Source organism: Actinoplanes sp. NPDC049681 (genome assembly GCF_044465265.1).
GTDB lineage: Bacteria > Actinomycetota > Actinomycetes > Mycobacteriales > Micromonosporaceae > Actinoplanes.
Genome location: NZ_JBITLP010000002.1, coordinates 371,340 through 392,255, shown reverse-complemented (window position 1 = coordinate 392,255; position 20,916 = coordinate 371,340). Strand labels below are relative to the sequence as shown.

Genomic DNA, 20,916 nt, shown 5'->3' with positions numbered 1-20,916 from the left:
CGTACGGACGCCGGGGTAAGGCTGAAGTAAAGGTGCTAAACAGCCAGCTGCTTGACGAGCCAGTCCAGAATCGCGTCCATGGGTTCCTGCCAGCCGCCGTCCAGCATGAGGTCGTGCCCCATGCCGGGGAACAGCAGCGGCGCGCCGCCGTAGCGGGCCGCCGCGCGGTCCAGCGCCTTGCGGGTGACCACCCGGTCGTCGGGGCTGCCGACCACCAGCATCGGCGGGTCGCCCACCGGGTCGGCCGGTTCCGGCGCGGCGAGCAGCGACCGGTAGACCGCGGACGGCGCCCGGACCAGCCGCCCGACGTACCCGTCCGCCGCCGGGAGGTCGGCGCGGAACAGCTGCTCGCGGCTCAGCCTCAGCCCGCCGCCGAAGAAGGCCGGGAGGGTGCCGCGCGGGTTGGCGCGCAGTGCGGCTCCGAGCGCTGACCAGCCGTGCAGCACCGGTGCCACCAGGACGGCGGCCCGGGCCGGGTAGCGCGCCAGCGCGTGCGCCACGACGAGCGCACCGACGCCGTGGCCGACCAGCACGGTCTGCCGGGGCAGCCCGGCGGCCACCTGCACCACGTCGTGCACGTACGCGCGGAGCGAGCCCTGCTTGCGGTGGCTGAGCGCATACCCGGCGAACCCGCGCGAGGCCACGTGGCCGAGCCAGTGCTCGCGGAAAGCCCAGGCGCCGTGGCCCAGCCCCGGTACGAACAGGACCGGCGGCTGCCCCTCGTCGGGATGCGGGAGGGCGCTCAGCACCTCCCGGCGCACCGGAGGAACGGGGTTCGTCCAGTCCTCGAACCGCAACACCCGGGACGTCATGAGGCGGGCTCCATCTGCTTCAGGAGATCCTCCAGCGCGCGCAGGTAGTGGGTGTGGCTGACCTCGAACCAGTGCCGCGACGACGGGACGACCCGCAGGCGGGTCCAGGAGCGCAGCGGCCGCGTCGACTCCCGCTGCTGCACCGAGACAGCGCGGTCTGGATCGCCCGCGCGCAGCCGCAGCCACCGGGCGACCGCCACGCTCTGCCAATGGGCGATCGGGAACAGCCCCGCGTCGGCCTGCACCAGCCCCACCACCGCCAACGTCGGGTGCCGCCGGGCGAACGCGTGCAGATGCAGGTCGGGCTTGCCGTCCTCGTCGACCTCCAGCAGCTCCGGGGCGAGGAACTCGAAGCGCGGCAGGTAGCCGGTGGCCGTGACGACCAAGTCCGGTTCGGCGCGCCGGCCGTCGGCGAACTCCACCGTGGAGCCCTCGAGCCGGACGACGTCCGGCACCGGGGTGATCCGCCCGTGGCCCACGTAGTAGGCCAGCTGGCTGTTGACGACCGGGTGACTCTCGTACGGGCGGTGGTCCGGCGCCGGCATGCCGAACCGGGTGACGTCGCCGACGGTCAGACGGACCGTACGGTGATAGAGCCACTGGCGCAGCCGCAACGGCAGGCGCAGCCGCAGCAGGCCGGCGTTGACCTGGTCGGCGGGGCGGCCGAAGACGTACTTGGGGGCGTACCAGTAGCCGCGGCGGGTCGAGTGCCACACCGTGGTGGCCTGCTGCGCCGCCTCGACCGCGATGTCGCAGCCGGTGTTGCCACCGCCGATCACCAGCACCTTCCGGCCACGGAGCTGCGCGGCATCCTTGTACGCGGACGCGTGCATCACCCGCCCCCGGAACGCCGATGTGTCCACCGACAGCGGCTTGGGCGACCAGTTGTGCCCGTTGGCCACCACGACCGCCGCGTAGCGCTGGACCCGTTCGGCGCCGCCACCGGTGCTGCGGGTCGTCACGTCCCAGCGGCCGTCGCCGACCGGGGTCACCGCCACCACCTCGGTGCCGAACCAGATGCTGTCGCCCAGGCCGAAGTGCTCGGCGTACCGCTCGAGGTACGCCAGGAGCTGGCTGTGGTGCGGGTAGTCGGGCCAGTCGTCCGGCATCGGGAAGTCGGGGAACTCGGTCAGCGGCCGGGACGAGATCAGGTGGGTGCTCGCGTAGACCGGGCTGCGGTCGTGGCGCCAGTTCCAGGCACCGCCGACCGACGTCTCCCGCTCGTAGCAGTCGACGGAGAAGCCCTGCTCACGCAGGTTCTTGACCGCCGCCAGGCCGCTGCCGCCGGCGCCGATCACGCAGACCGCGTCGTGCCGGTCCGCGATGTCAGGGGTGTCGGGCACCGGGGAATCCTCGCAGAACGCGGGCCGCTACGACAGGGCCAGCTCCGCGAGCACGGGAAGGTGGTCGCTGGCCCGGCGGGCCGCCTCGTTGTCGACCACCTCGTACCGCTCGATCCCGATGTCCGGCGAGACGAACAGCGCGTCGAGGCGCTGCCGCGGCAGGGTCGCCGGGTAGGTCAATGTCGCGCCGCCGCCGTGGGACGCGGTGTCGATCAGGCCGTCGGCGACCGTACGCCACGCTCCCCCGCCCGGCCCCTCGTTCAGGTCGCCGCCGGCCACCAGCGGACCCTCCACGGAGGACAGCGCCTCCTTCCACAGCGCCGCCTGGTCGGGGCGTTCCGCCGGATCCGTCGCGAGGTGCGAGCCCGAGACGGTGACCTCGCCGCCGGGCACCGAACAGCGCGCGAAGGCCGCCCCGCGCAGGTGGCGGCCGGGGGTGAGCGGATAGCGCAGGCACCACGTCTCGTGCACCCGCACCCGGAGGCTGACCAGCAGCAGGTTGCCCAGCGACGGCATGCCGCCCGCGGCGACCACCATGCCGAAGTCGTCGGCCAGGGAGGCGCACTTCTGCCGCCACCGGAACCGCCGCGGCGCCTCCTGGACGATGAGGACGTCCGGGGCCAGCTCACGGACCAGCCCGATCAGGGCCGAGCGGTCGTCACGCAGCCCGTGCACGTTGTAGCTGAGCACCCGCAGCCGGACCCCGGACATGTCCTCCCCCTCAGATCCGGCGGGCGAGGTCGGCCGCGCCGAGCACGCCGGCCGTGTTGCCGGTCTCCGCGGCTCTGATCTCCGCGACCGGGAAGCGGCCGCGCTGGGCGAGCTGGTCGCGGTAGGTGCGTTCGGTCGGCCCCATCAAGAGGTCGCCCGCGTCGATGACACCGCCGCCGACGACCAGCACCTGCGGGTCGAAGGCCTGGGCCAGGTCGGCCATCGCCACGCCCAGCCAGTAGCCGATCTGCGCGAACGCGTCGCGGGCGACGCCGTCGCCGGCCTGCGCCGCCTCGGTGATCATCCGGCCGCTGACCTGATCCGGGTCGCCGCCGGCCAGCTCCAGCAGCTGCCGGGCGCGCTCCGGTTCCTGCCGCGCGCCCGCGCGGGCGAAGCGGACCAGCGCGTTGCCGCTCGCGTACTGCTCGAGGCAGCCCAGCCGGCCGCAGCCGCAGGGATGGCCGCCGTTGACGGACTGGATGTGGCCGAGCTCGCCGGCGGTGCCGTTGGCGCCGCGCCACAGGGCGCCGTTGAGCACGATGCCGCCGCCGATCCCGGTCCCCACGGTGATCATCACCATGGAGTCGTCGGCCTGCCGCGCGGCGCCGAAACGGAACTCGGCCCAGGCGGCCACGTTGGCGTCGTTCTCGAGCACGGTCGGCAGCCCGACCGCCTTGGCGACGTAGTCGCGCACCGGCTCGTCCCGCCAGGCCAGATTGGGTGCGAAGAGCACCGTCGCGCCGGCCGCGTCGATCCACGCGGCCGCGCCGATGCCGATCGCCTTCGCCTCGGGGTGCCGGGCCGCAAGCTCGGCGGCGACCGCCACGATGGTGTCGCGCGTGCCGGCCGGGTCGTCCGCCGGGGTCTCCCGCCGCGTCTGCGCGATGACGGCACCCTGGTCGTCCACCACCCCGCCGGCCACCTTCGTGCCGCCCACGTCGACTCCGATGGTCAGCGTCACGCTGCCCGTCCCCTCTGTTGTGTCACACCACGTCGCCGGGGGCGTCGTCGCCCGGCCGGCTGCCGTGGTCCTCGGCCGCGGCCGGTGTCCCTCGTGCCGACACATCATGATCTACGCTGCGGGATCCCACCACGCCGGTTTCGCCCGGCGAATCCTCCTTCGCGTAGTTCGCGACGGCTGCGGCCCAAGGATCCGCGTCTCGGCGGCGGGTGTGCTTTGCCACATCCGATTCTTCGGCACGCGGCAGAGGGCCGCCATTTACGGAGTCCGCTTTTTCGGTACGCGACAGAGGGCCGCCGGACGCAGCGGCGGGCCGGCGGCCTCCCGTGGACGCGGCCTCCGCGGCGGCCCGCCCTCCGGCACGCGCCCCGGCTTCGTGCCCGGCACCGGCCGGACCTCGGGTCGGGGCCGGGCTGCGGGTCGCGGCTCCCCACGGGTCGGCGGTCTCGTCCGGTTGCGCCGGGGCGACCGGTCCTTCTCCCGCCCGGGTGGCGGTGGACCAGGCCTGGTCGGGGGTCGGCTCGGGACGCGGCGCGGTCTTCGGCTTCGGGCGCGAGCCGGAGGCGCCCGCGATCGTCGAGAAGGCCCGCATCATGCTGGCCACTCCGGCGGCGAGGTCTCCCGCGCCGGTGGCCAGGCGTTCGGCGGTCTCCGGCGTCGGATCGCGCAGGGCGGCTATGGCCCGGCAGATCGGGCACACGCAGCACTCGGCCGTGCCGGTCGCCCAGCCGGTGCTGCTCTTGTGCTGCTGTGACCCCGTACCGGAGAAGAATTGACCCGCGACTCCGGTGAGCATGTCGCCGAGGCCGCCTTCTCCGCGTCCTTGCGACGCCATCGCGAGCAGGGCGGCGACGAGCCGTTCCGCCTCCTGGCGTGCCGATCCCGTGGTGCCTGTCATCGTCCGAGCCCTTCCCACGCCGTGGCGCGAACGGCCGTCACGCGCGGGCGAGGCTCTCGACCCGGCGCTTCAGCTCCTTCAGCGCCGTGTCCATGATCATTTTCTCGGCCTTGCGCTTGAACATGCCGAGCATGCCGATGTTGAGCTCCACCTCGAGCGTGTACGTCACCGTCGTCGTGCCGTCGCCCGCGTCGGTGAGGTCGTACGCGCCGTTCAGCGTCTTCTGCATCTTCGACGGTGCCACCAGATGCCACTCGATGCGCGACAGGTCGTCGGCATATGCGTATTCCAGCGTGTAGTCGTCGGCGAGCGGTCCGGCGTCGAGGACGAATCGGACCTGGGCCGCATAGCCGTCCTCGTACTCCTCGACGACCTCGACCCGTTTCATCGCGTCCGCCCACTCGGGATAGCGGGGGAAGTCGCAGATCACCGCGGCGACCTGGTCGAGGGGCGCCTGGACCTGGATCGACTGCGTCGAGGTGTCCGCCATGGCTGGCAGGCTACCCCCTGGCGGGCCGGAACCGGACGACTCCCCGCCGCGTCGGACGATGGGCCGATTCCCGGGGCTCCGGCTACGATCCGTCACGTGCCCGCCTCAGCCAGCGCTCCCGTGCGCGTCCACCCGCTCGCGGTGGCCGCCCGCCTCGTCATGCTCGCGCTCGTCGCGGCGCTCACCCTGATCGCCACGCAGGACGCCGGGGAGCTGCGCTGGATCGCGTTGCTGCTGGTCGCGGCCCTGCCCGCGCTGTTCGCGCAGGACCACCGGATCGCCGCGCCGCTGGGCCGGTTCGCCGAGGTCGCCGTCACCGGGCTGGCCGCCGGGTCGGTCGCGGCCGCGGCGAACATCTCCGGGACCGTCCAGGCCGGGTTCGGCGCGGAGGCGGTGCTGCCTTACCTGGCCGTACCGCTGCTGACCGCGGCGCTGCGCCGGCGTCCGACCGAGGGCGCCGCGCTGCTCGGCGTCGCGGCCGTGGCGATGGTCATCGGCGGCGTGGCCGCGGAGGACGGGGAGTCGATCATCACCCAGCCGGGCTACCTCGCCGCCGGGGGTCAGTGGCTCGTGCTCGGCGCGATCGTCACTTTCGCCGCCGACACCATGCGGCAGCTGATGGCTCCCGCCCAGAACAAGCCCCAGCCGTACGCGGAGGCCACCCGCCTGCTCACCCAGCTGCGCAGCGTCGCCCGGTCGCTGCCGGGCGCCACTCTCGACCCCGGCGGCATCTCCGAGCACCTCCTCGAGGAGCTGCGCGTGGTCGCGCCCGGGCACCGCGCGGCCGTGCTCTCGGCCAGCGGCGGCGGGCGCCTCGTCGTGCTCGCCCAGACCGGCGCCGACCGGGTCGACTGGGAGGTCACGCTCGACGCCGACTCGGCGATCGCGGACGCGTGGGCCACCCAGCAGCCGCAGACCGCGTCACGCTCCCAGGCCCGCTCGCACCAGGGCGGCGAGGCCTCGTCGCTGGTCGTGCCGCTGGTCGCGGGCGTACGCACGATCGGGCTCGTGATCCTGGAGGCCGACGTGCCCAACGCGTACCCGTCGGCGGTGATCGCCAGGGTGACCGAGGTGACCGGCCCGGCGGCGCTGCGGCTGGAGGCCGCCCTGCTCTTCGACGAGGTGCGTTCGCTGGCGACCAATGAGGAACGCCAGCGCCTGGCCCGCGAGATCCACGACGGCGTCGCGCAGGAGCTCGTGATGGTCGGGTACGGCATCGACAACGCCCAGGCGACCCTGCCGGAGGGCGCCGACGAGACCGCCGAGGAGCTGCGCACCCTGCGCGGCGAGGTCACCCGGGTCATCACCGAGCTGCGGCTGAGCCTGTTCGAGCTGCGCTCCGAGGTGGACCGCAACGGCGGCCTCGCGGCGGCGATCGCCGAGTACGCCCGCACCCTCGGCACGTCCGCGGGCCTGCGGGTGCACTTCACCTTCGACGAATCGACCGCCCGCCTCCCCGCGGCGACCGAGGCGGAGCTGCTCCGCATCGCCCAGGAGGCGATCACCAACGCCCGTAAACACGCCGGCGCGTCCAACCTGTGGGTCACGTGCACCGTCGACCCGCCGTACGCGGAGATCGAGGTCTCCGACGACGGCAAGGGCTTTGCCGACGACCGCCCGGACGGGCGCTACGGCCTTGCGATCATGGCCGAGAGGGCGGAACGTATCCGAGGCCGGCTGGAGATCAGACCACGACACCCCAGCGGGACAACCGTTGCGGTAGTGCTCGGAACCTCCGCTCGGCGCGATAGCGTGCGGGATAGCGTTTCCGCACCAGAAGGGGAGTAACCCGAGCATGTCGACCAGTCCGATGCCGACGACCCGCACCAAGGTGCTCCTCGTCGACGATCACGACCTGATCCGTAAGGGGCTGCGGCACGCGTTCGAGCGGGACCGGCAGTTCGAGGTGGTCGGCGAGGCCGCCACGGCCGCCGAGGCCGTCCGCCAGGCCGGCGCGCTGCAGCCCGACGTGGTCATCATGGACCTGCGCCTGCCCGACGGCAGCGGCCTCGAGGCGACCCGCGCGCTGCGCAAGAACAACGCCAACATGGGCATCGTGGTCCTCACCATGTACGCGGGCGACGACCAGCTCTTCGGCGCCCTGGAGGCCGGGGCCAGCGCATTCGTGCCCAAGACGGCCCCGGCAGACGAGGTGGTGGCGGCCGCCCGGCACGCGGCGTCGGCCCCCAGCGCCTTCACCGCGGCGGACCTGGCCGAGGCGATGAAGCGGCGCCTCGCGCCGTCCGGGCCGCAGCTCTCGCCGCGGGAGGGACAGGTGTTGCGCCTGCTCGCCGACGGGATGAGCGTGGCGGGCATCGCCAAGCAGCTGTTCGTGTCGGAGTCCACGGCGAAGACCCACATCTCGAAGCTCTACGAGAAGCTCGGAGCGGCGAACCGCGCCCAGGCGCTGATGACGGCGCTGCGGCTCGGGCTGCTCGAAGCGCCGGACGCGCCGAAGTTCTGAGCGTCCTCGCTCCCGCCCGTCGCCCCACCCGGGGTGGCGGGCGGTCGTCTTTCCGGCGGGCGCTTTCCGTCTTACCGTCACCGAACTGGCAATTTCGGCGTTTCTGGAATCAACATTTCTGACTCGCCCCGTTCCGCGTCGACCGAAGCGCAGTAGCGCCCGGTCAAGCGGCGCGGCGGGCGGCCAGGCGGCGGGACGCGAGGTACGCCTCGCAGCCCAGGCACAGGCCGAAGGCGGCGTTCAGGAAGGCCGCGAGCAGACCGAAGGCCGTGAAGATCAGGCCGAGGGTCGCCGCGCCGCTCAGGTAGCCGGCCGACGCGACCGCCAGGAAGGCGAAGCCGACCAGCTGGGCGAAGCGCACCGGCGCGGCCTCCTCGCGCTCGGCGGGCGGTCCGATGCGCGGGGCCACCAGCGCACGGTAGATCAGCGGGTACGGCCCCCGGCGGGGGTCGGCGGCGGTGACGGCGAAGACGACGGCCTGCGCGAGCGCGAGCCAGCCCCAACCGGTCGCCAGGACGGCGACGAGGACGACGCTGGTCAGCGCTGCGGCGAAGCGCGGGCCGCGGGGGTCGAGCTGCATCCTTGGACTGTGGCACGCCGCGGCCCGCTCGCCACGGTGTCGTGCATCACCGGCGGCCAAGTGCGGATTCCCTGGTCAGCGCGCCGGCAGGACGTCGCCGAGCGCGGCGATGAGCTGAGGCTTGGCGGGAACGCCCGTCGCCCGCTTCGCCACCCGGCCTTCCTCGTCGAGCACGAGCAGCGTCGGTGTCTTCCAGATCCCGAGGGCGCGTACGGCGTCGAGGTGGCTCTCCGCGTCGATCTCGACGTGCTGCACTCCGGGGAGCATCGCGGCCACCTCGCCGCTGATCCGCCGCACCGCCCGGCACGGCGCGCAGAACGCGGACGAGAACTGGAGCAGCGTGGCCTGCGCCGGCCCCACGCCCAGCGTGGCCAGCAGCGCCGGATCGATCCGCTCCTCCACCGCACCCTCCGCCTCGGCAGCCCCGCGGCCGGACGCTCGAAGGCGGCCTTCGGTGCCGCGCCGCCACAACCCGATCACGACACCCAATGCGACGACCGCGGCAGCGGTGGCCGGTCCGGCGGTGTCCATGAGCCCACTCTGGCACGGCCGCCGCGGCGCCGCGATGTGAGCTACGACGCCGGCTGGTACGCGCTGGCCTGCAGCGTGAACAGCTGCGCGTAGATGCCGTCGGCCGCCATCAGGCTGCGGTGGTCGCCCTCCTCCACCACCGACCCGTGGTCCAGGACGTAGATCCGGTCCGCCTCCCGCACGCTCGCCATCCGGTGGGTGATCAGGACGACCGTACGGCCGGCCGCCAGCTCGCGGAGCCGGACGTACACGTCGTGCTCGGCGCGTGCGTCGAGGTTGGCCGTCGGTTCGTCGCAGATCAGCAGGGGCGCGTCGCGGTAGAAGGCGCGGCTCACCGCCAGCCGCTGCCACTGGCCGCCGGACAGGTCGGCGCCGTCGGTGAAGTGGCGGGACAGCAGCGTCTCGTACCGGCGGGGCAGCTCCATCACGAAGTCGTGGGCGTCGCCGGCCCGGGCCGCCTCGTGGATGTCCGGGAGGCGGGGGCTGCGCTCGTACCGTCCGATCGTGATGTTGACCCGCGCGGAGAGCGGCCACCGGGTGGGTTCCTGCATGACCACCGCGACCCGGCGGCGCAGCGACTCCGCGTCGTAGGCGGTGACGTCACGCCCGTCCCAGCGGATCCGCCCCGACTGCGGCCGGTAGAGGCCCGCCAGCAGGCCGGCCAGTGTCGACTTGCCCGAACCGTTCTCCCCCACCAGCGCGATGATCTCGCCGCGGCGCAGGGTCATGCTGACGTCACGGACGGCCGGGCGATCCGCGTCCGGATAGGCGAAGGTGACCTCGTCGAGGCGGAGCTCGGCGAACCCGGCCGGCGCGGCACGCCCGGTGGCGGTCTCGTCGCGGGACCGGGAGAGGTCGCAGAAGCCCTGGAAGTCGGCGAAGTAGAGCCCCTGCTCGAAGACCCGGTTGGCACTGTAGGCGAGCTCGGTCAGCTTGCCGATCCCCATGCTGATCGCGTACGCGGCACCGCCACCCGCCGCCAGCTCCATCCGCCCGGTCCACAGCAGCCAGAGCAGGACCGCGTACGTCAGCCCGGTCGCCAGGCCGCTGAGCGCGTTGCCGACCAGCGTGGTGCTCACCTGGCGCTCGGCGAGCCTGATCTCCTCGAGGGTGGCCGCCGACAGCAGGCGCTTGATCTCGGTCAGCAGGTATCCGCGTACCGTGAAGGCCCGCAGCTCCGCCGCCGACTCCCGGTCCGCGAGCAGGTGGGCGAGCATCCGCTGGCGCCGCCAGACGGCGATGAAACGCAGCACCTGGCGGTAGCCGAGGCGGGCGGAGCGCACGGCGGCCCAGGCGATCGGCACGACGGCGAGCACCAGCAACGGCAGCAGCACCGGATGCAGCACGGCCAGCACCCCGGCCGCCGCGGCCAGCCCGATGAAGTTCGTGCCGAGCTCGATCGCGCGGTCGACGAGCATCTGGGCGGCGTCGATCCCCCGGTCCCGGGCCCGTTCCATGGCGTCGCGCCAGCCGGGGTCGTCGAAGGTGGACAGCTCCACGCTGGTCGTCAGCTCGAGCAGCCGCATCTCCGCGGCCTCGAAGACCCTGGGTGACAGGCGGCCGTTGGCCGCTGCGGCGGCCGAGGTGAGCGCGCCCCGCACGGCCAGGGCGAGCACGAGCAGAACCAGCGACGGTACGGCGGCCCGCACCCGTTCCGGCGTCGGCCCCTCCCGCAGCAGCCCGTCGAAGACGCCGACCACGCTGATCAGTCCCACGGCGCTGGCGAGCCCGCCCAGCAGCTGCAGCACGACGACCGCGGTGGTGGTGCCGGGGCTGGCCCGCCACGCCAGCGACCAGGCGGCCCGCAGCAGCCTGGGAAGCCGACGGAACATCTGCAGGAAGCTGGTGTTGGCGGCCTCCTCGGTGCTGGTGAGCCAGTACGGCAGGGCCAGCTCGCCGCTCTCCTCGCCGGCCAGGCCGGTGCCGGTCTCGGTCTCCTCCGGGGTGGCGTCCTGCATGTAGCCGTTCCTACCCCGCCTTCACGGAACGTGTCTATTCACTCACGTCATTCAGCAGGTCGTTCAGCTTCGCGGCCTTGGTCTCCCAGCGCCACTCCCGCTCCACCCAGGACCGTCCGGCCGCGCCCATCCGCCGCGCCGCCTCGGGATCGGACAGCAGGCCGGCCAGCCGGTCGGCGATCGCCGGCACGTCCCGGCCGCCGACGACGTACCCGGTCTCGCCGTCACGCACCGCGTCCGGCGCGCCGCCCGAGTCACCCGCGAGCACCGGCAGCCCGGTCGCCGACGCCTCGAGGTAGACGATGCCCAGGCCCTCGACGTCGAGGCCGGCGCCACGGGTGCGGCACGGCATCGCGTACACGTCGCCGGCGGCATAGTGCGCCGGCAGCTCCTCCCACGGCACCGAGCCGGTGAAGACGACGTCGGCCTCCACGCCCTCCGCGCGGGCCAGAGCCTGCAACTTCTCCCTGTACGGTCCACCGCCCACGACCAGCAGCGCCGCGTCAGGAACCCGCCGCCGGATCGCCGGCAGCGCCCGGATCAGCATGTCCTGGCCCTTGCGGGCGACGAGCCGCGACACGCACACCACCACCGGCCGGTCGCCGAGCCCGTGCCTCGCCCGCACCTGCGACCCGTCGACGTCCGGGTGGTACGCGTCCACGTCCACGCCCGGGGTGAGCCGTTCCAGGCTGGTGAGCCCGTGCAGCGCCCGGTCCAGGCGTACCCGCTGGAACTCCGTCAGGAAGGTCACCACGTCGTTGCCCCGGGCGATGCGCCGCAGCAGCTGCCGGGCGCCGGGCAGCGCGGCCCACCCGATCTCGTGCCCGTGGGTCAGCGCGACGGCCCGCTCGATCCCGGCACGCCGCCGCAGCCCGTCGGCCAGCAACCCGAGCGGAGCGGCGGCACCGAACCAGACGCTGTCGCACCCGTACGACCGCGCGAGCTCGGCGGCCCGCCGCGCCACCGCGGGCGTCGGCAGGAGCACGCCGGTCTGCTCGCGGACGACCTCGAACGGCTGCTCGGCATCGAACTTCCCGGCGCCCCGCCACGTCGAGGCGTAGACGACGACGGAGTCCGCCGGCTGACGCACGGCCAGGTTGTGCACGAACTGCTGGATCCCACCGGGCCGGGGCGGAAAGTCGTTGGTGACCAGCAAGGTCCTCCCGGTCACCGCTCGCCTCTCGCATAGGCGCGCGCGGCGGCCATCCGTTCGACCGTGGACGGATGCGAGGCGGACATGACGTACTCCCAGGCCGGAGGATCGGGATCGGACAGATTGACGGTGCCGAGGCGGCGCTGCATCGCCTCGAAGGCGGCCGGGTCCCCGGTGAGCTCCAGAGCATGGGCGTCGGCCCGGGCCTCCACCCGGCGCGAGACGAGCGCCTGCACCGGCCCGCCCACCAGCCCGGCCAGCGTGACGAGGGCGATGACGAGCGCGATCGCCCGGGGCTCACCCATGGCATCGACTCCGGCCCAGCGCAGCAGCCAGCCCGCGGACCCCAGCAGATACAGCGCGATCACCGCGGCCGCCGCCCCGAGCGCGCCGATGACCGTACCGGTGAGCACGTCGCTGCGCTTGGCGTGGCCCAGCTCGTGAGCCGCCACGGACACCACCTCGGCCGGCGTCGCCTCGGTGAGCATCGTGTCGTACACGACGATCCGCCGCGTCGGCCCGAACCCGGAGACGTAGGCGTTGACCGCCCGCGTCCGGCGCGAGGCGTCGGCGACCAGAACATCCTTGACGGGTACGCCGTCCCGCGCAGCCAGATCCATCAACTCGGTCCGCAACGGCCCGGCGGCCATCGGCGTGAACTTGTTGAAGATCGGCTCGACCACCACGGGCAGCACGAACGACAGCAGAACGACCAGCGCGGCAGCCCCCACGGCCCCGTACGCCCACCACCACCGCGGCGCCAAACGAGTGACGGCGAAGAACCCGAGCAGCGCCAAGGCCCCGATCACCGCCCCTACGGCGAACGACTTGGCGACGTCGACCGCCCACGCGCCCCAGGACTGGGTCGAGATCCCGTACCGGACGACGACGGTGTGCCGCCACGCGGCGAAAGGCAACGTCAACACCTCGGCGACGAGGACGACCAGCAGCCCGCCGAGCACCGCCTGCGCGATCCAATGCCCGCCGAACGGGCGCCCGGCGAACGCCACAAGCCGCGAGCCCAGCGGCGTGAACCCCAGCACCAGCGCGCCGGCCAGCCCGATGACCATCCCCCCGTACGCCCCGGGCCGCAACGCGGAATGGAACTCCCGGGCACGGGCCAGCTGGTCGGCGGGAAACTGCCCCAGCGCGGCCAGCTGATCGGCCCGCGGAGCGGGCGGGCGGTGCCACGGGATGGTGACGGCGGCGTAGACCGCCAGGGCCACGATGAGCACGGCCAGCGTGCATGCGGCCCACAGCCGAGGTGTCACGCGCCCGTGCCTCCGTTCCGCTCGGTTTTCGGGAGCTCGTCGGGCTCCCGCCGTGATCGCCCATCCTAGGCGGGCGGCGTGCCTGCTCCCGCGACGCCGCGGCTTCCGCGTCCCGCCCGCCCGACGGGCTGGGCGCACCACCGCCAGCCCGGACCGCCAACGGCCCGGGCGCACCACCGCCAGCCCGGACCGCCAACGGCCCGGGCGCACCACCGCCAGCCCGGACCGCCAACGGTCTGGGCGCACCACCGGCACCCTGGACCGCACCACCGACGGCTCGGACCGCACGACCGGCAGCCCCGACACACCGCCTCGGCCGCAACGCACCGCCGGCATTCCGCGCACACTGCCGGCAACCCAGGCGGCCTCGCAGCGGCCTGGGGCGGGCCGACCGACGGGGCTGGGACGCAGGCAGGCGGCCGCCCGGAAGCAGGCCGAACGACGGACCGGCAGCGTGCGCGATCGGGCCGAGGAGCGCGGCGTCCCGGCCCCTCAGCGACCCCTCCGGATCGACCCCACCGGGGCCGTCCCCATGATCACGCCACGTGACCCCGGCGGCGGACCAGAGGCACGACGACCGGCGGCTCCGGCGTCTCGAGCAGTTCCACGTCGAAGCCCGCCATCTCGAACAACTCGATCGCGCGCAGTTCGCCCGGGGTCAGGTCGGCGATGCCGTCCGGCGTGTCCGCCATCGCCTTGATCAGGCATCCTTCGCACCCGCGTCCTCGACCGGGGCAGCGGCCGCAGTCGATGATCATCACTTCCTCCTCGTGCCGACGGTGGTGCGGCCGCGATCCGGGGGAAGTGCCTGTCGCGGACCGACCACCATCGGTGACAGTCACGCTATGGAGGGGGTACGACAAAAATCAGGACCGGGAGAGCCGGCGCAGCAGTGAGTCCGCTCCCATCGGGTACGCACCGTGCCGCCGTACGCCGTCGGCGACCTCGCGGTCCGACGAGATCACGACGAGCGGGCGGCCCGCCGGTTCGGCCCGGACGAGTTGCCGGATCAGCTCGTCGGCGGTGTCGCCCTTGCGCGAGAACAACACGCGTACGCCGCGCGGCGCCGGTGGCAGCCCATGCACGCGCTCCGCGCCGTCGAAGACCACCGTGACCTCGTCGCCCGTCTGCGCGGCGATGCCGCCGAGGCCGGTGATGAGGCGCTTGCGCTGCTGCTCGAGCGACATCTCGGCGAAGCCGCGCTTGGTGACGTTGTAGCCGTCCACGATGAGGTGGGCGCGTGGCAGCGCGAGCAGTTGGTCCAGGCGGCCGGGGTCGTCGGTGTCCTGGGCGCGCGGCCGGGACCGCTCCTGTGCCCCGGGCCGGTCGGCGGACGCGTCGGCGACGAAATCCGCCGGCAGCTTGTCCGCCGGTCCCAGAGCCAGCTCGCGCCGCAGCCCCGAGGCGGCCTGTCCGATCGTCTCGAGCAGCAGCCAGAGGCGGGCGTCGTCGGCGGCGCGGGCGTCCTTCGCGCTCTGCTTGCCCGAGGCCGCCGCTGCTTCCGCCTCCGCCAGTCGCGTGCGCAACCGGCGTACCTCCGCATCATGATCTGTCGCCACCTTGGCCGCGCGGCCCTTCTCGGTGGCCAGCAGGTCGCTGGCCCGCTTGTGGGCCGCCTGCGTCTCCCGCAGGGCGCGCGCCGTGGTCCGGGCCTCCTCGCGGAGCTGGCCGAGCTCCTCACGCACCCGGGCGAGCTCGTCACGGAGCTTGTCCGCCTCGACCTTGGCCACCGCGCGGTCGTGCTCGGCCCGGGCCGCACGCTGCTCCGCCTCCCGGACCTGGTGAATCACCGCCGCGCTGTCGGCCTCCGCGCGCACGGATTGCCCGGCCGCCTCGACCAGGTCGCGCCAGCCGCCGGGCCGGGCCAGGTATGCGACGGCGGCGACCTCGACGGGATCCGCCGCGGCCGGCGCCATCCCCGCGGCGACCGCGGCGCCCAGGTCACCCGTCTCGGTGACGACGCGGGCGCCGATGCGCTGGCGGAACAGCGGGTCGGCGGTGAGTTGCGCGGCGAGCGCCGCCGCGCCGAGCCGGGCCCGCCGGTTCGGGGCGAAGCGGGCCACGCGCCGCAGCGGCACGGGGATCTCGTCGGCGGGCATGCCGGGCAGCGCGGCCGCGGTCAGCACCGTGATCCGCTGCCGGACGGGCTCCGGCAGCAGCGGCTCCGGCGAGCCCGCATCATCGTCCGCGCCCTCATCACCTCCGCGATCGCCGTCGGCCGAGCCGGAGGAACCGGCAGAGCCAGTGGAACCAGCGGACCCCGCCGAGCCAGCGGAACCGGCGGAACCGGCGGAACCGGCCGAGCCGGCGGGAACAGCGGAACCGGCCGAGCCGGCGGGAACAGCAGAGCCGGCAGAGCCGGCATCAATGCCCGCTCCCCCGTGCTCGGCACCCTCACCCCCGACACCGCCGCCGCGCGGGCCGGCATGAGCGCCGCCCGCGCCGAGGTCGTCCGCGCCGGACACGCCGGAGGCCGCCCCCTCGGAGGGGCGATCATGGAACTCCCGCGGCGCCGACATTTTTCCATTCTCCCACCGTGGGCAGCGGAAAGGCCCGCGGAGCCAAGTGATCTTTTCGGGTACGGACCCGGAGAATGTCGTACCCCCGCCCTAGATTGCCCGCCGTGGCACAACCGGCATATGTCCAAGGCACTCTGGACACCCTCCTGAGCGCCGACGGCTCCGTCGATCCGGCCGCTCTGTCGCTGCGGGACACGACGTTCGTGGTCCTCGATCTGGAGACGACCGGCGGCGCGCCGGACGGCGGTGGCATCACGGAGATCGGCGCGGTCAAGGTTCGTGGCGGCGAGGAGCTGGGTGTGCTGGGCACCCTGGTCAACCCGGGTGAGCGGCTCCCGCCGTTCATCACCGTGCTGACCGGCATCACCGAGGCGATGCTGGCGCCGGCGCCGCCGATCGAGGTCGTTCTGCCGAGCCTGCTGGAGTTTCTGCGGGGGTCGGTCCTGGTGGCCCACAACGCTCCTTACGACGTGGGTTTCCTGAAGGCCGCCTGCGCCCGCCACGGATACGCGTGGCCCCAGCTGCGCGTGCTCGACACCGCCGCCCTGGCCCGCCGCGCGCTGACCCGCGACGAGGTGCCCAACCGCAAGCTCGGCACGCTGGCGCAGTTCTTCCACGCCCGCGTCCAGCCCACCCACCGGGCCCTCGACGACGCCAAGGCCACCGTCGACGTCCTGCACGGGCTGATCGAGCGGCTCGGCAGCTTCAAGGTGCACACGCTGGGCGACGCGGTCGAGTTCGCCAAGGCCGTGACCCCCACCCAGCGGCGCAAACGCCACCTCGCCGACGATCTGCCGCACGTCCCCGGCGTCTACGTGTTCCGTGCCGCCGACGACCGGCCGCTCTATGTGGGCACCTCGGTGGACATCGCCACGCGGGTGCGCAGCTACTTCACCGCCAGCGAGAAGCGGGCGCGGATGTCCGAGATGATCGCCGCCGCTACCCGGGTGGAGGCGGTCGAGTGCGCCCATTCGCTGGAGGCGGAGGTGCGGGAGCTGCGGCTCATCGCGTCGCACGCCCCGCCGTACAACCGGCGCTCGAAGTATCCCGAGCGGGTCGTGTGGCTGAAGCTCACCGCGGAGGCGTACCCGCGGTTGTCGGTGGTGCGGCAGCTCGCCGACGACGACGCCGCCTATCTGGGTCCGTTCTCCTCGCGGCGCACCGCCGAACTGGCCGCCGCCGGGGTCTACGACGCCGTGCCGCTGCGCCAGTGCACCCACAAGCTCTCCGTCCGGACGACCACGCCGGCCTGCGCGCTGGCCGAGCTGGACAGATGCCCGGCGCCCTGCGAGCACCGGATAACCCCCGACGAGTACGCACAGAGCACCGCGCTACCGCTGCGCACCGCGATGCACGGCGACCCGGAGCCCCTGGTGGAGGCCCTCATGGCGAGGATCGAGGCGCTGTCGGACCGCCGGCGTTACGAGGAGGCGGCGGTCGTCCGGTCCCGCCTCGTGGCGCTGCTGCGCGCCACCGTGCGGATGCAGAAGCTGGGGGCGCTCACCCGGCTCGGGGAGCTGGTGGCGGCGCGGCGCAACGACGCGTACGGATGGGAGATCGTCGTCGTCCGGCACGGGCGCCTGGCGGCCGCGGCCACCTCGCCGCCGCGGCTGCATCCGCGGCCGACCCTGGATCTGGCGCGGGCGACCGCCGAGACGGTCCTACCCGGACCGGGTCCGGTGCCGGCCGCCTCGGCGGAGGAGACCGAGCGGATCCTGGCGTGGCTCGAACGTCCTGACACCCGGCTGGTGGAAACTTCTGGCGACTGGGTGTCACCGGCGCGTGGCGCAGCGCGGTTCACTACCCTGCTCACCAGGGCAGAAGCGGCAGCGTCGAGACGAGACTCGTACGTTCGCTCATCGGTAACTGACCGTTCGGATGACGCTCGCTCGCTTAGGCTGTAGGGCACGCGGCGGCAAAGCCGAGAAATCGGTGGGATCCGCGCGTAATGTGCGGTCGATCCGTGAGGGGGTGTCCGAGTGGACGTCGACGCCGGCCACGGCGCCGCCCTTGGACGTGCCCTCCCGGCGCCGCTGTCCCAGCGGCTCAAGTCGTTCCTGAGCTTCCAGGGCAACGACGACGACCCGGTCACCACGCTGACCCGGACCCACCGCGCGATCCATCCGTCCGCCGACGCCGGCATCCTGCGGCGCAGCTACGCCGTGGCCGAGAACATGCACCGCGGCCAGTTCCGCAAGAGCGGCGACCCGTACATCACCCACCCGCTCGCTGTCGCGCAGATCTGCGCCGAGCTGGGCATGGACACGACCACCCTGGTCGCGGCGCTGCTGCACGACACGGTCGAGGACACCAGCTACACCCTGGAGACGCTGCACGGCGACTTCGGGCCGGAGGTGACTCACCTCGTCGACGGCGTGACCAAGTTCGACAAGGCGTTCTACGGCAAGGCCGCCGAGGCCGAGACCATCCGCAAGATGATCGTCGCGGCCGGCAAGGACGTCCGGGTGCTGGTGATCAAGCTGGCCGACCGGCTGCACAACATGCGCACCCTGGACGCCCGCTCCCCCGCCTCCCGGGCCCGCATCGCGACGGCCACGCTGGACGTGCTCGTCCCGCTCTGCGACCGGCTCGGCATCCAGGCCCTCAAGCGCGACCTCGACGACGTGGTGCTCTACCACCTGGAGCCGGAGTCGTTCGCCCGTATCGACGAGCACGTGAAGAACCGCCCGGGCTGGGACGAATATCTGAACTCGGTGTCGGTCCAGGCCCAGCGGGCGCTGCGCCGCCTGCGGGTCAGCGCCGACGTCAAACCGCGGCCCCGGCACTACTACTCGATCTGGAAGGACACGGTCGCGGGCGGTCACACCGTGCCGTTCGATCTGCCCCGCCTCGCCGTCGTCGTCGACGGCCCGGAGACCGACTGTTACGCCGCGCTCGGCGCGATCCACGGCCAGTGGCGCCCGGTGGCCGGCCGGTTCAAGGACTTCATCGCCTCCCCCAAGAACAACCTCTACCGCTCCCTGCACACGACGGTCACCGGCCCGGAGGGCCGCCTGGTCGAGGTGCTGATCCGCACGGTCTCGATGCACCGCTGCGCCGAGTACGGCGTCGCCACCGGCTACCGCTATCCGAAGTCGGCGTCCGAGTCGTCGCCGGCCACCGACCAGCTCACCTGGCTCAAACGGGTGCTCGACTGGGAGCAGGACACCACCGATGCGAGCCAGTTCCTCGACTCGCTGCGCTGCGACCTCGCCGAGGCCCAGATCACCGTCTTCGCGAAGGGCCGCACCGTCGAGCTGCCGGCCGGTTCCACGCCGGTCGACCTCGCGTACGAGCTGAACCCCGACAAGGGCGACCAGACGCTGGCCGCGACCATCAACGGCCGCCTGGCCCCGCTCGGCTCCCAGCTGCGCGACGGGGACGTGGTGGAGATCTTCACCGAGAGCGACGGCCACGTCGAGGTCGAGCCGGGCATCGCCCCGCGCGGCCCGCGCAAGGAGTGGCTGGGCTTCGTCAAGTCGACGCAGGCCCAGATGCAGATCAACCGCTACTTCGCGGAGGAGAACGCGCCGGGCATCAGCATCGCCGACAAGGTGCGCCTCGGCCGCGCGACCATCGGCCTGACCCTGCGCAAGCACGACCGCGGCCTGGCCAGCGAGGTGCCGCTGCGGCGCCTCGCGGAGGAGCTCGGCTACCCCGACCTGGAGACCATGCTGGTGGCGGTGACCGAGCGCAACCTGGAGCCGGACCAGGTGGTGGAGCAGCTCATCGCCCTCGTCGACCACCCGGACTGAGCCGATCCTTCCCGGGCCGCGCTACCCGCCCCGAATGGTGGGCGACGCCCCGATAGCCTGTGAAGCGTGAAGATTCCTCGGCGGTTGCGCGGCGCCGCGTACCAGGCGTTCTACCGCCTGCCGCACCGGGTCCGCCGGCGGATCGTGCGGCTCATCGTGCCGAAGTACCTCGTCGGCGCCGTCTGCATCGTGCGGGATGCCGAGGCGCCCGAGCCCGGCCGGCTGCTGCTCCTGCGCCAGCCGCCCGGCCGCGGCTGGGGCCTGCCGGCCGGCCTGCTCAAGAAGGCCGAGTCCCCGGCCGTCGGCGCCGCCCGCGAGCTCCGTGAGGAGTCCGGCGTGGTCATCGATCCGGACGAACTCACGCCGGCGATTCCCAACGCCATCGTGCACCCCAAGGGCTGGATCGACACCGTCTTCCTGGGTACGGTCCCCGCCTCCACCACCGACCTGGTCGTGGACGGCGGCGAGGTGCTGGAGGCGCGCTGGTTCCCCCTCGACGACCTCCCGTCCCTGACCCCGAACACGGCCCTGCTGCTCGGCACCTACGGCATCGGCCCCCGCGCGGCCCGGCAGACGCCGTGACCGCGAATCCCGTCGCCGCCGTGATCCTCGCCGCCGGGGAGGGGCAACGGCTGCGGCCGCTGACGAATCTCGTACCGAAGGCGCTGTGTCCCGTCGGCAACGTCGCGCTGCTCGACCGGGCCCTGGCACGGGTGGCCGCCCTCGGGCTTCGCGGACCGTCCACGGTGGCGGTCAACGCGGCATACCTGGCAGAGCAGATCGTCTCCCACGTCGGGACGCGCGCGCATCTCTCGGTCGAGCCGGACGGGCCCGTGGGCACGTCGGGCGGCGTGGGCCGGCTCCGGGCGTGGATCGACGGCCGCGGCGCGCTGGTGGGCAACGCCGACGCCTACCTCGCCGACCCGCTCCGGGAGCCCGGCAAGGACATCGCCGCGCTGCTGGAGGGGTGGAGCGGCGATACCGTACGCATGCTGACCAAGCCCGTCCCGCCGGGCGACACAGGCGGTTTCAGCGGGCGCCGTTTCGCCGGCTTCTCGCTGCTGCCGTGGCGGTACGTCCGCGACCTCGCCCCTGAGTTCTCCGACCTCGTCCGTACGGTGTGGCGGCCGGCGGAAGCGGCGGGCGAGCTGGAGCTGATCCCGTACGAGGGCACCTACATCGACACCGGCACGCCGGCCACCTACCTGGCGGCGAACCTGCACGCGGCCGCCGGCGGGCTGATCGACCCCACGGCCACGGTCACCGGCCACGCCGACGATTCGGTGATCGGTGCGGGCGCCGTGGTCGAGGGCCGGGTGTGCCGCTGCGTCGTCTGGCCGGGCGCCCGGGTGGCCGCCGGCGAGGAGCTGGCCGACGTCGTGCGCGCCGGAGCCGACATGACGGTGGCGGCGTGACGCGACACCCGGAAGCTCGTCGCGGGGCGGGCGGCGGGAATCGCTAGCATGAACC

General features: G+C 73.4%; 19 protein-coding genes. 6 read left to right on the top strand and 13 right to left on the bottom strand.

Annotated elements, in window-relative coordinates; translation table 11 throughout:
- Window positions 1–35: 35 nt before the first annotated feature.
- From ACIBO8_RS07240 to ACIBO8_RS07215, 6 genes are read right to left on the bottom strand one after another with little or no spacing between them, the layout of a single operon-like run.
- Entirely contained in the window at window positions 36–812 is a 777-nt protein-coding gene (locus ACIBO8_RS07240) for an alpha/beta hydrolase (RefSeq protein ID WP_396114237.1), read from the bottom strand.
- Window positions 809–2,155: a flavin-containing monooxygenase gene (locus ACIBO8_RS07235; RefSeq protein ID WP_396114236.1), complete on the bottom strand. Its 1,347-nt coding sequence runs from the start codon at window positions 2,153–2,155 to the stop codon at window positions 809–811. Before ACIBO8_RS07235 ends, ACIBO8_RS07240 begins: the two co-directional genes overlap by 4 nt.
- A gap of 27 nt (window positions 2,156–2,182) precedes the next feature.
- Window positions 2,183–2,866, bottom strand: a complete 684-nt coding sequence (locus ACIBO8_RS07230) for an endonuclease/exonuclease/phosphatase family protein (protein ID WP_396114235.1) — start codon at window positions 2,864–2,866, stop codon at window positions 2,183–2,185.
- Window positions 2,867–2,876: 10 nt separating this feature from the next.
- Window positions 2,877–3,827 carry an ROK family glucokinase gene (locus ACIBO8_RS07225; RefSeq protein ID WP_396114234.1) on the bottom strand — a complete coding sequence of 317 codons (951 nt, stop codon included), beginning with the start codon at window positions 3,825–3,827 and terminating at the stop codon, window positions 2,877–2,879.
- Between the two features lie 22 nt (window positions 3,828–3,849).
- Complete coding sequence (locus tag ACIBO8_RS07220; RefSeq protein WP_396114233.1) at window positions 3,850–4,725, bottom strand: hypothetical protein; 876 nt, start codon at window positions 4,723–4,725, stop codon at window positions 3,850–3,852.
- A gap of 37 nt (window positions 4,726–4,762) precedes the next feature.
- Entirely contained in the window at window positions 4,763–5,215 is a 453-nt protein-coding gene (locus ACIBO8_RS07215; protein WP_396114232.1) for an SRPBCC family protein, read from the bottom strand.
- Between the two features lie 96 nt (window positions 5,216–5,311).
- Here ACIBO8_RS07215 and ACIBO8_RS07210 point away from each other — a divergent pair, with 96 nt between their 5' ends.
- Both ACIBO8_RS07210 and ACIBO8_RS07205 read left to right on the top strand, forming a co-directional pair.
- Window positions 5,312–7,003, top strand: a complete 1,692-nt coding sequence (locus ACIBO8_RS07210; RefSeq protein WP_396114231.1) for a GAF domain-containing sensor histidine kinase — start codon at window positions 5,312–5,314, stop codon at window positions 7,001–7,003.
- A gap of 7 nt (window positions 7,004–7,010) precedes the next feature.
- Entirely contained in the window at window positions 7,011–7,679 is a 669-nt protein-coding gene (locus ACIBO8_RS07205) for a response regulator (RefSeq protein WP_023359837.1), read from the top strand.
- Window positions 7,680–7,842: 163 nt separating this feature from the next.
- Here the strand turns inward: ACIBO8_RS07205 and ACIBO8_RS07200 are convergent, their stop codons facing one another.
- The 7 genes from ACIBO8_RS07200 to ACIBO8_RS07170 form a co-directional block, all read right to left on the bottom strand.
- Window positions 7,843–8,259: a DUF4395 domain-containing protein gene (locus tag ACIBO8_RS07200; protein WP_396114230.1), complete on the bottom strand. Its 417-nt coding sequence runs from the start codon at window positions 8,257–8,259 to the stop codon at window positions 7,843–7,845.
- A 75-nt stretch (window positions 8,260–8,334) separates the two neighbouring features.
- Entirely contained in the window at window positions 8,335–8,790 is a 456-nt protein-coding gene (locus ACIBO8_RS07195) for a TlpA family protein disulfide reductase (RefSeq protein ID WP_396114229.1), read from the bottom strand.
- A 41-nt stretch (window positions 8,791–8,831) separates the two neighbouring features.
- Window positions 8,832–10,748 (bottom strand): ABC transporter ATP-binding protein, encoded by a 1,917-nt coding sequence (locus ACIBO8_RS07190; RefSeq protein ID WP_396114228.1) that lies wholly within the window; start codon window positions 10,746–10,748, stop codon window positions 8,832–8,834.
- Between the two features lie 34 nt (window positions 10,749–10,782).
- Complete coding sequence (locus ACIBO8_RS07185; protein ID WP_396114227.1) at window positions 10,783–11,919, bottom strand: glycosyltransferase family 4 protein; 1,137 nt, start codon at window positions 11,917–11,919, stop codon at window positions 10,783–10,785.
- A complete protein-coding gene (locus ACIBO8_RS07180; protein WP_396114226.1) occupies window positions 11,916–13,172 on the bottom strand; it encodes a M48 family metallopeptidase in 1,257 nt (418 codons plus the stop codon). Before ACIBO8_RS07180 ends, ACIBO8_RS07185 begins: the two co-directional genes overlap by 4 nt.
- A gap of 536 nt (window positions 13,173–13,708) precedes the next feature.
- Window positions 13,709–13,864, bottom strand: a complete 156-nt coding sequence (locus tag ACIBO8_RS07175) for a hypothetical protein (RefSeq protein WP_396114225.1) — start codon at window positions 13,862–13,864, stop codon at window positions 13,709–13,711.
- Between the two features lie 174 nt (window positions 13,865–14,038).
- Window positions 14,039–15,541 (bottom strand): NYN domain-containing protein, encoded by a 1,503-nt coding sequence (locus ACIBO8_RS07170; protein WP_396114740.1) that lies wholly within the window; start codon window positions 15,539–15,541, stop codon window positions 14,039–14,041.
- Between the two features lie 254 nt (window positions 15,542–15,795).
- Between ACIBO8_RS07170 and ACIBO8_RS07165 the strand changes: the two genes are divergently transcribed.
- The 4 genes from ACIBO8_RS07165 (at window position 15,796) to ACIBO8_RS07150 (ending at window position 20,861) form a co-directional block, all read left to right on the top strand.
- The gene (locus tag ACIBO8_RS07165; protein ID WP_396114224.1) at window positions 15,796–17,595 is read left to right on the top strand and encodes a DEDD exonuclease domain-containing protein; all 1,800 of its coding nucleotides are present in this window, start codon (window positions 15,796–15,798) and stop codon (window positions 17,593–17,595) included.
- Between the two features lie 75 nt (window positions 17,596–17,670).
- Window positions 17,671–19,446 (top strand): RelA/SpoT family protein, encoded by a 1,776-nt coding sequence (locus ACIBO8_RS07160; RefSeq protein ID WP_396114223.1) that lies wholly within the window; start codon window positions 17,671–17,673, stop codon window positions 19,444–19,446.
- A 66-nt stretch (window positions 19,447–19,512) separates the two neighbouring features.
- Window positions 19,513–20,028 (top strand): NUDIX hydrolase, encoded by a 516-nt coding sequence (locus tag ACIBO8_RS07155; RefSeq protein WP_396114222.1) that lies wholly within the window; start codon window positions 19,513–19,515, stop codon window positions 20,026–20,028.
- Window positions 20,025–20,861: a sugar phosphate nucleotidyltransferase gene (locus ACIBO8_RS07150; RefSeq protein WP_396114221.1), complete on the top strand. Its 837-nt coding sequence runs from the start codon at window positions 20,025–20,027 to the stop codon at window positions 20,859–20,861. The genes ACIBO8_RS07155 and ACIBO8_RS07150 overlap by 4 nt, the downstream gene beginning before the upstream one ends.
- The last annotated feature ends 55 nt before the right edge of the window (window positions 20,862–20,916 follow it).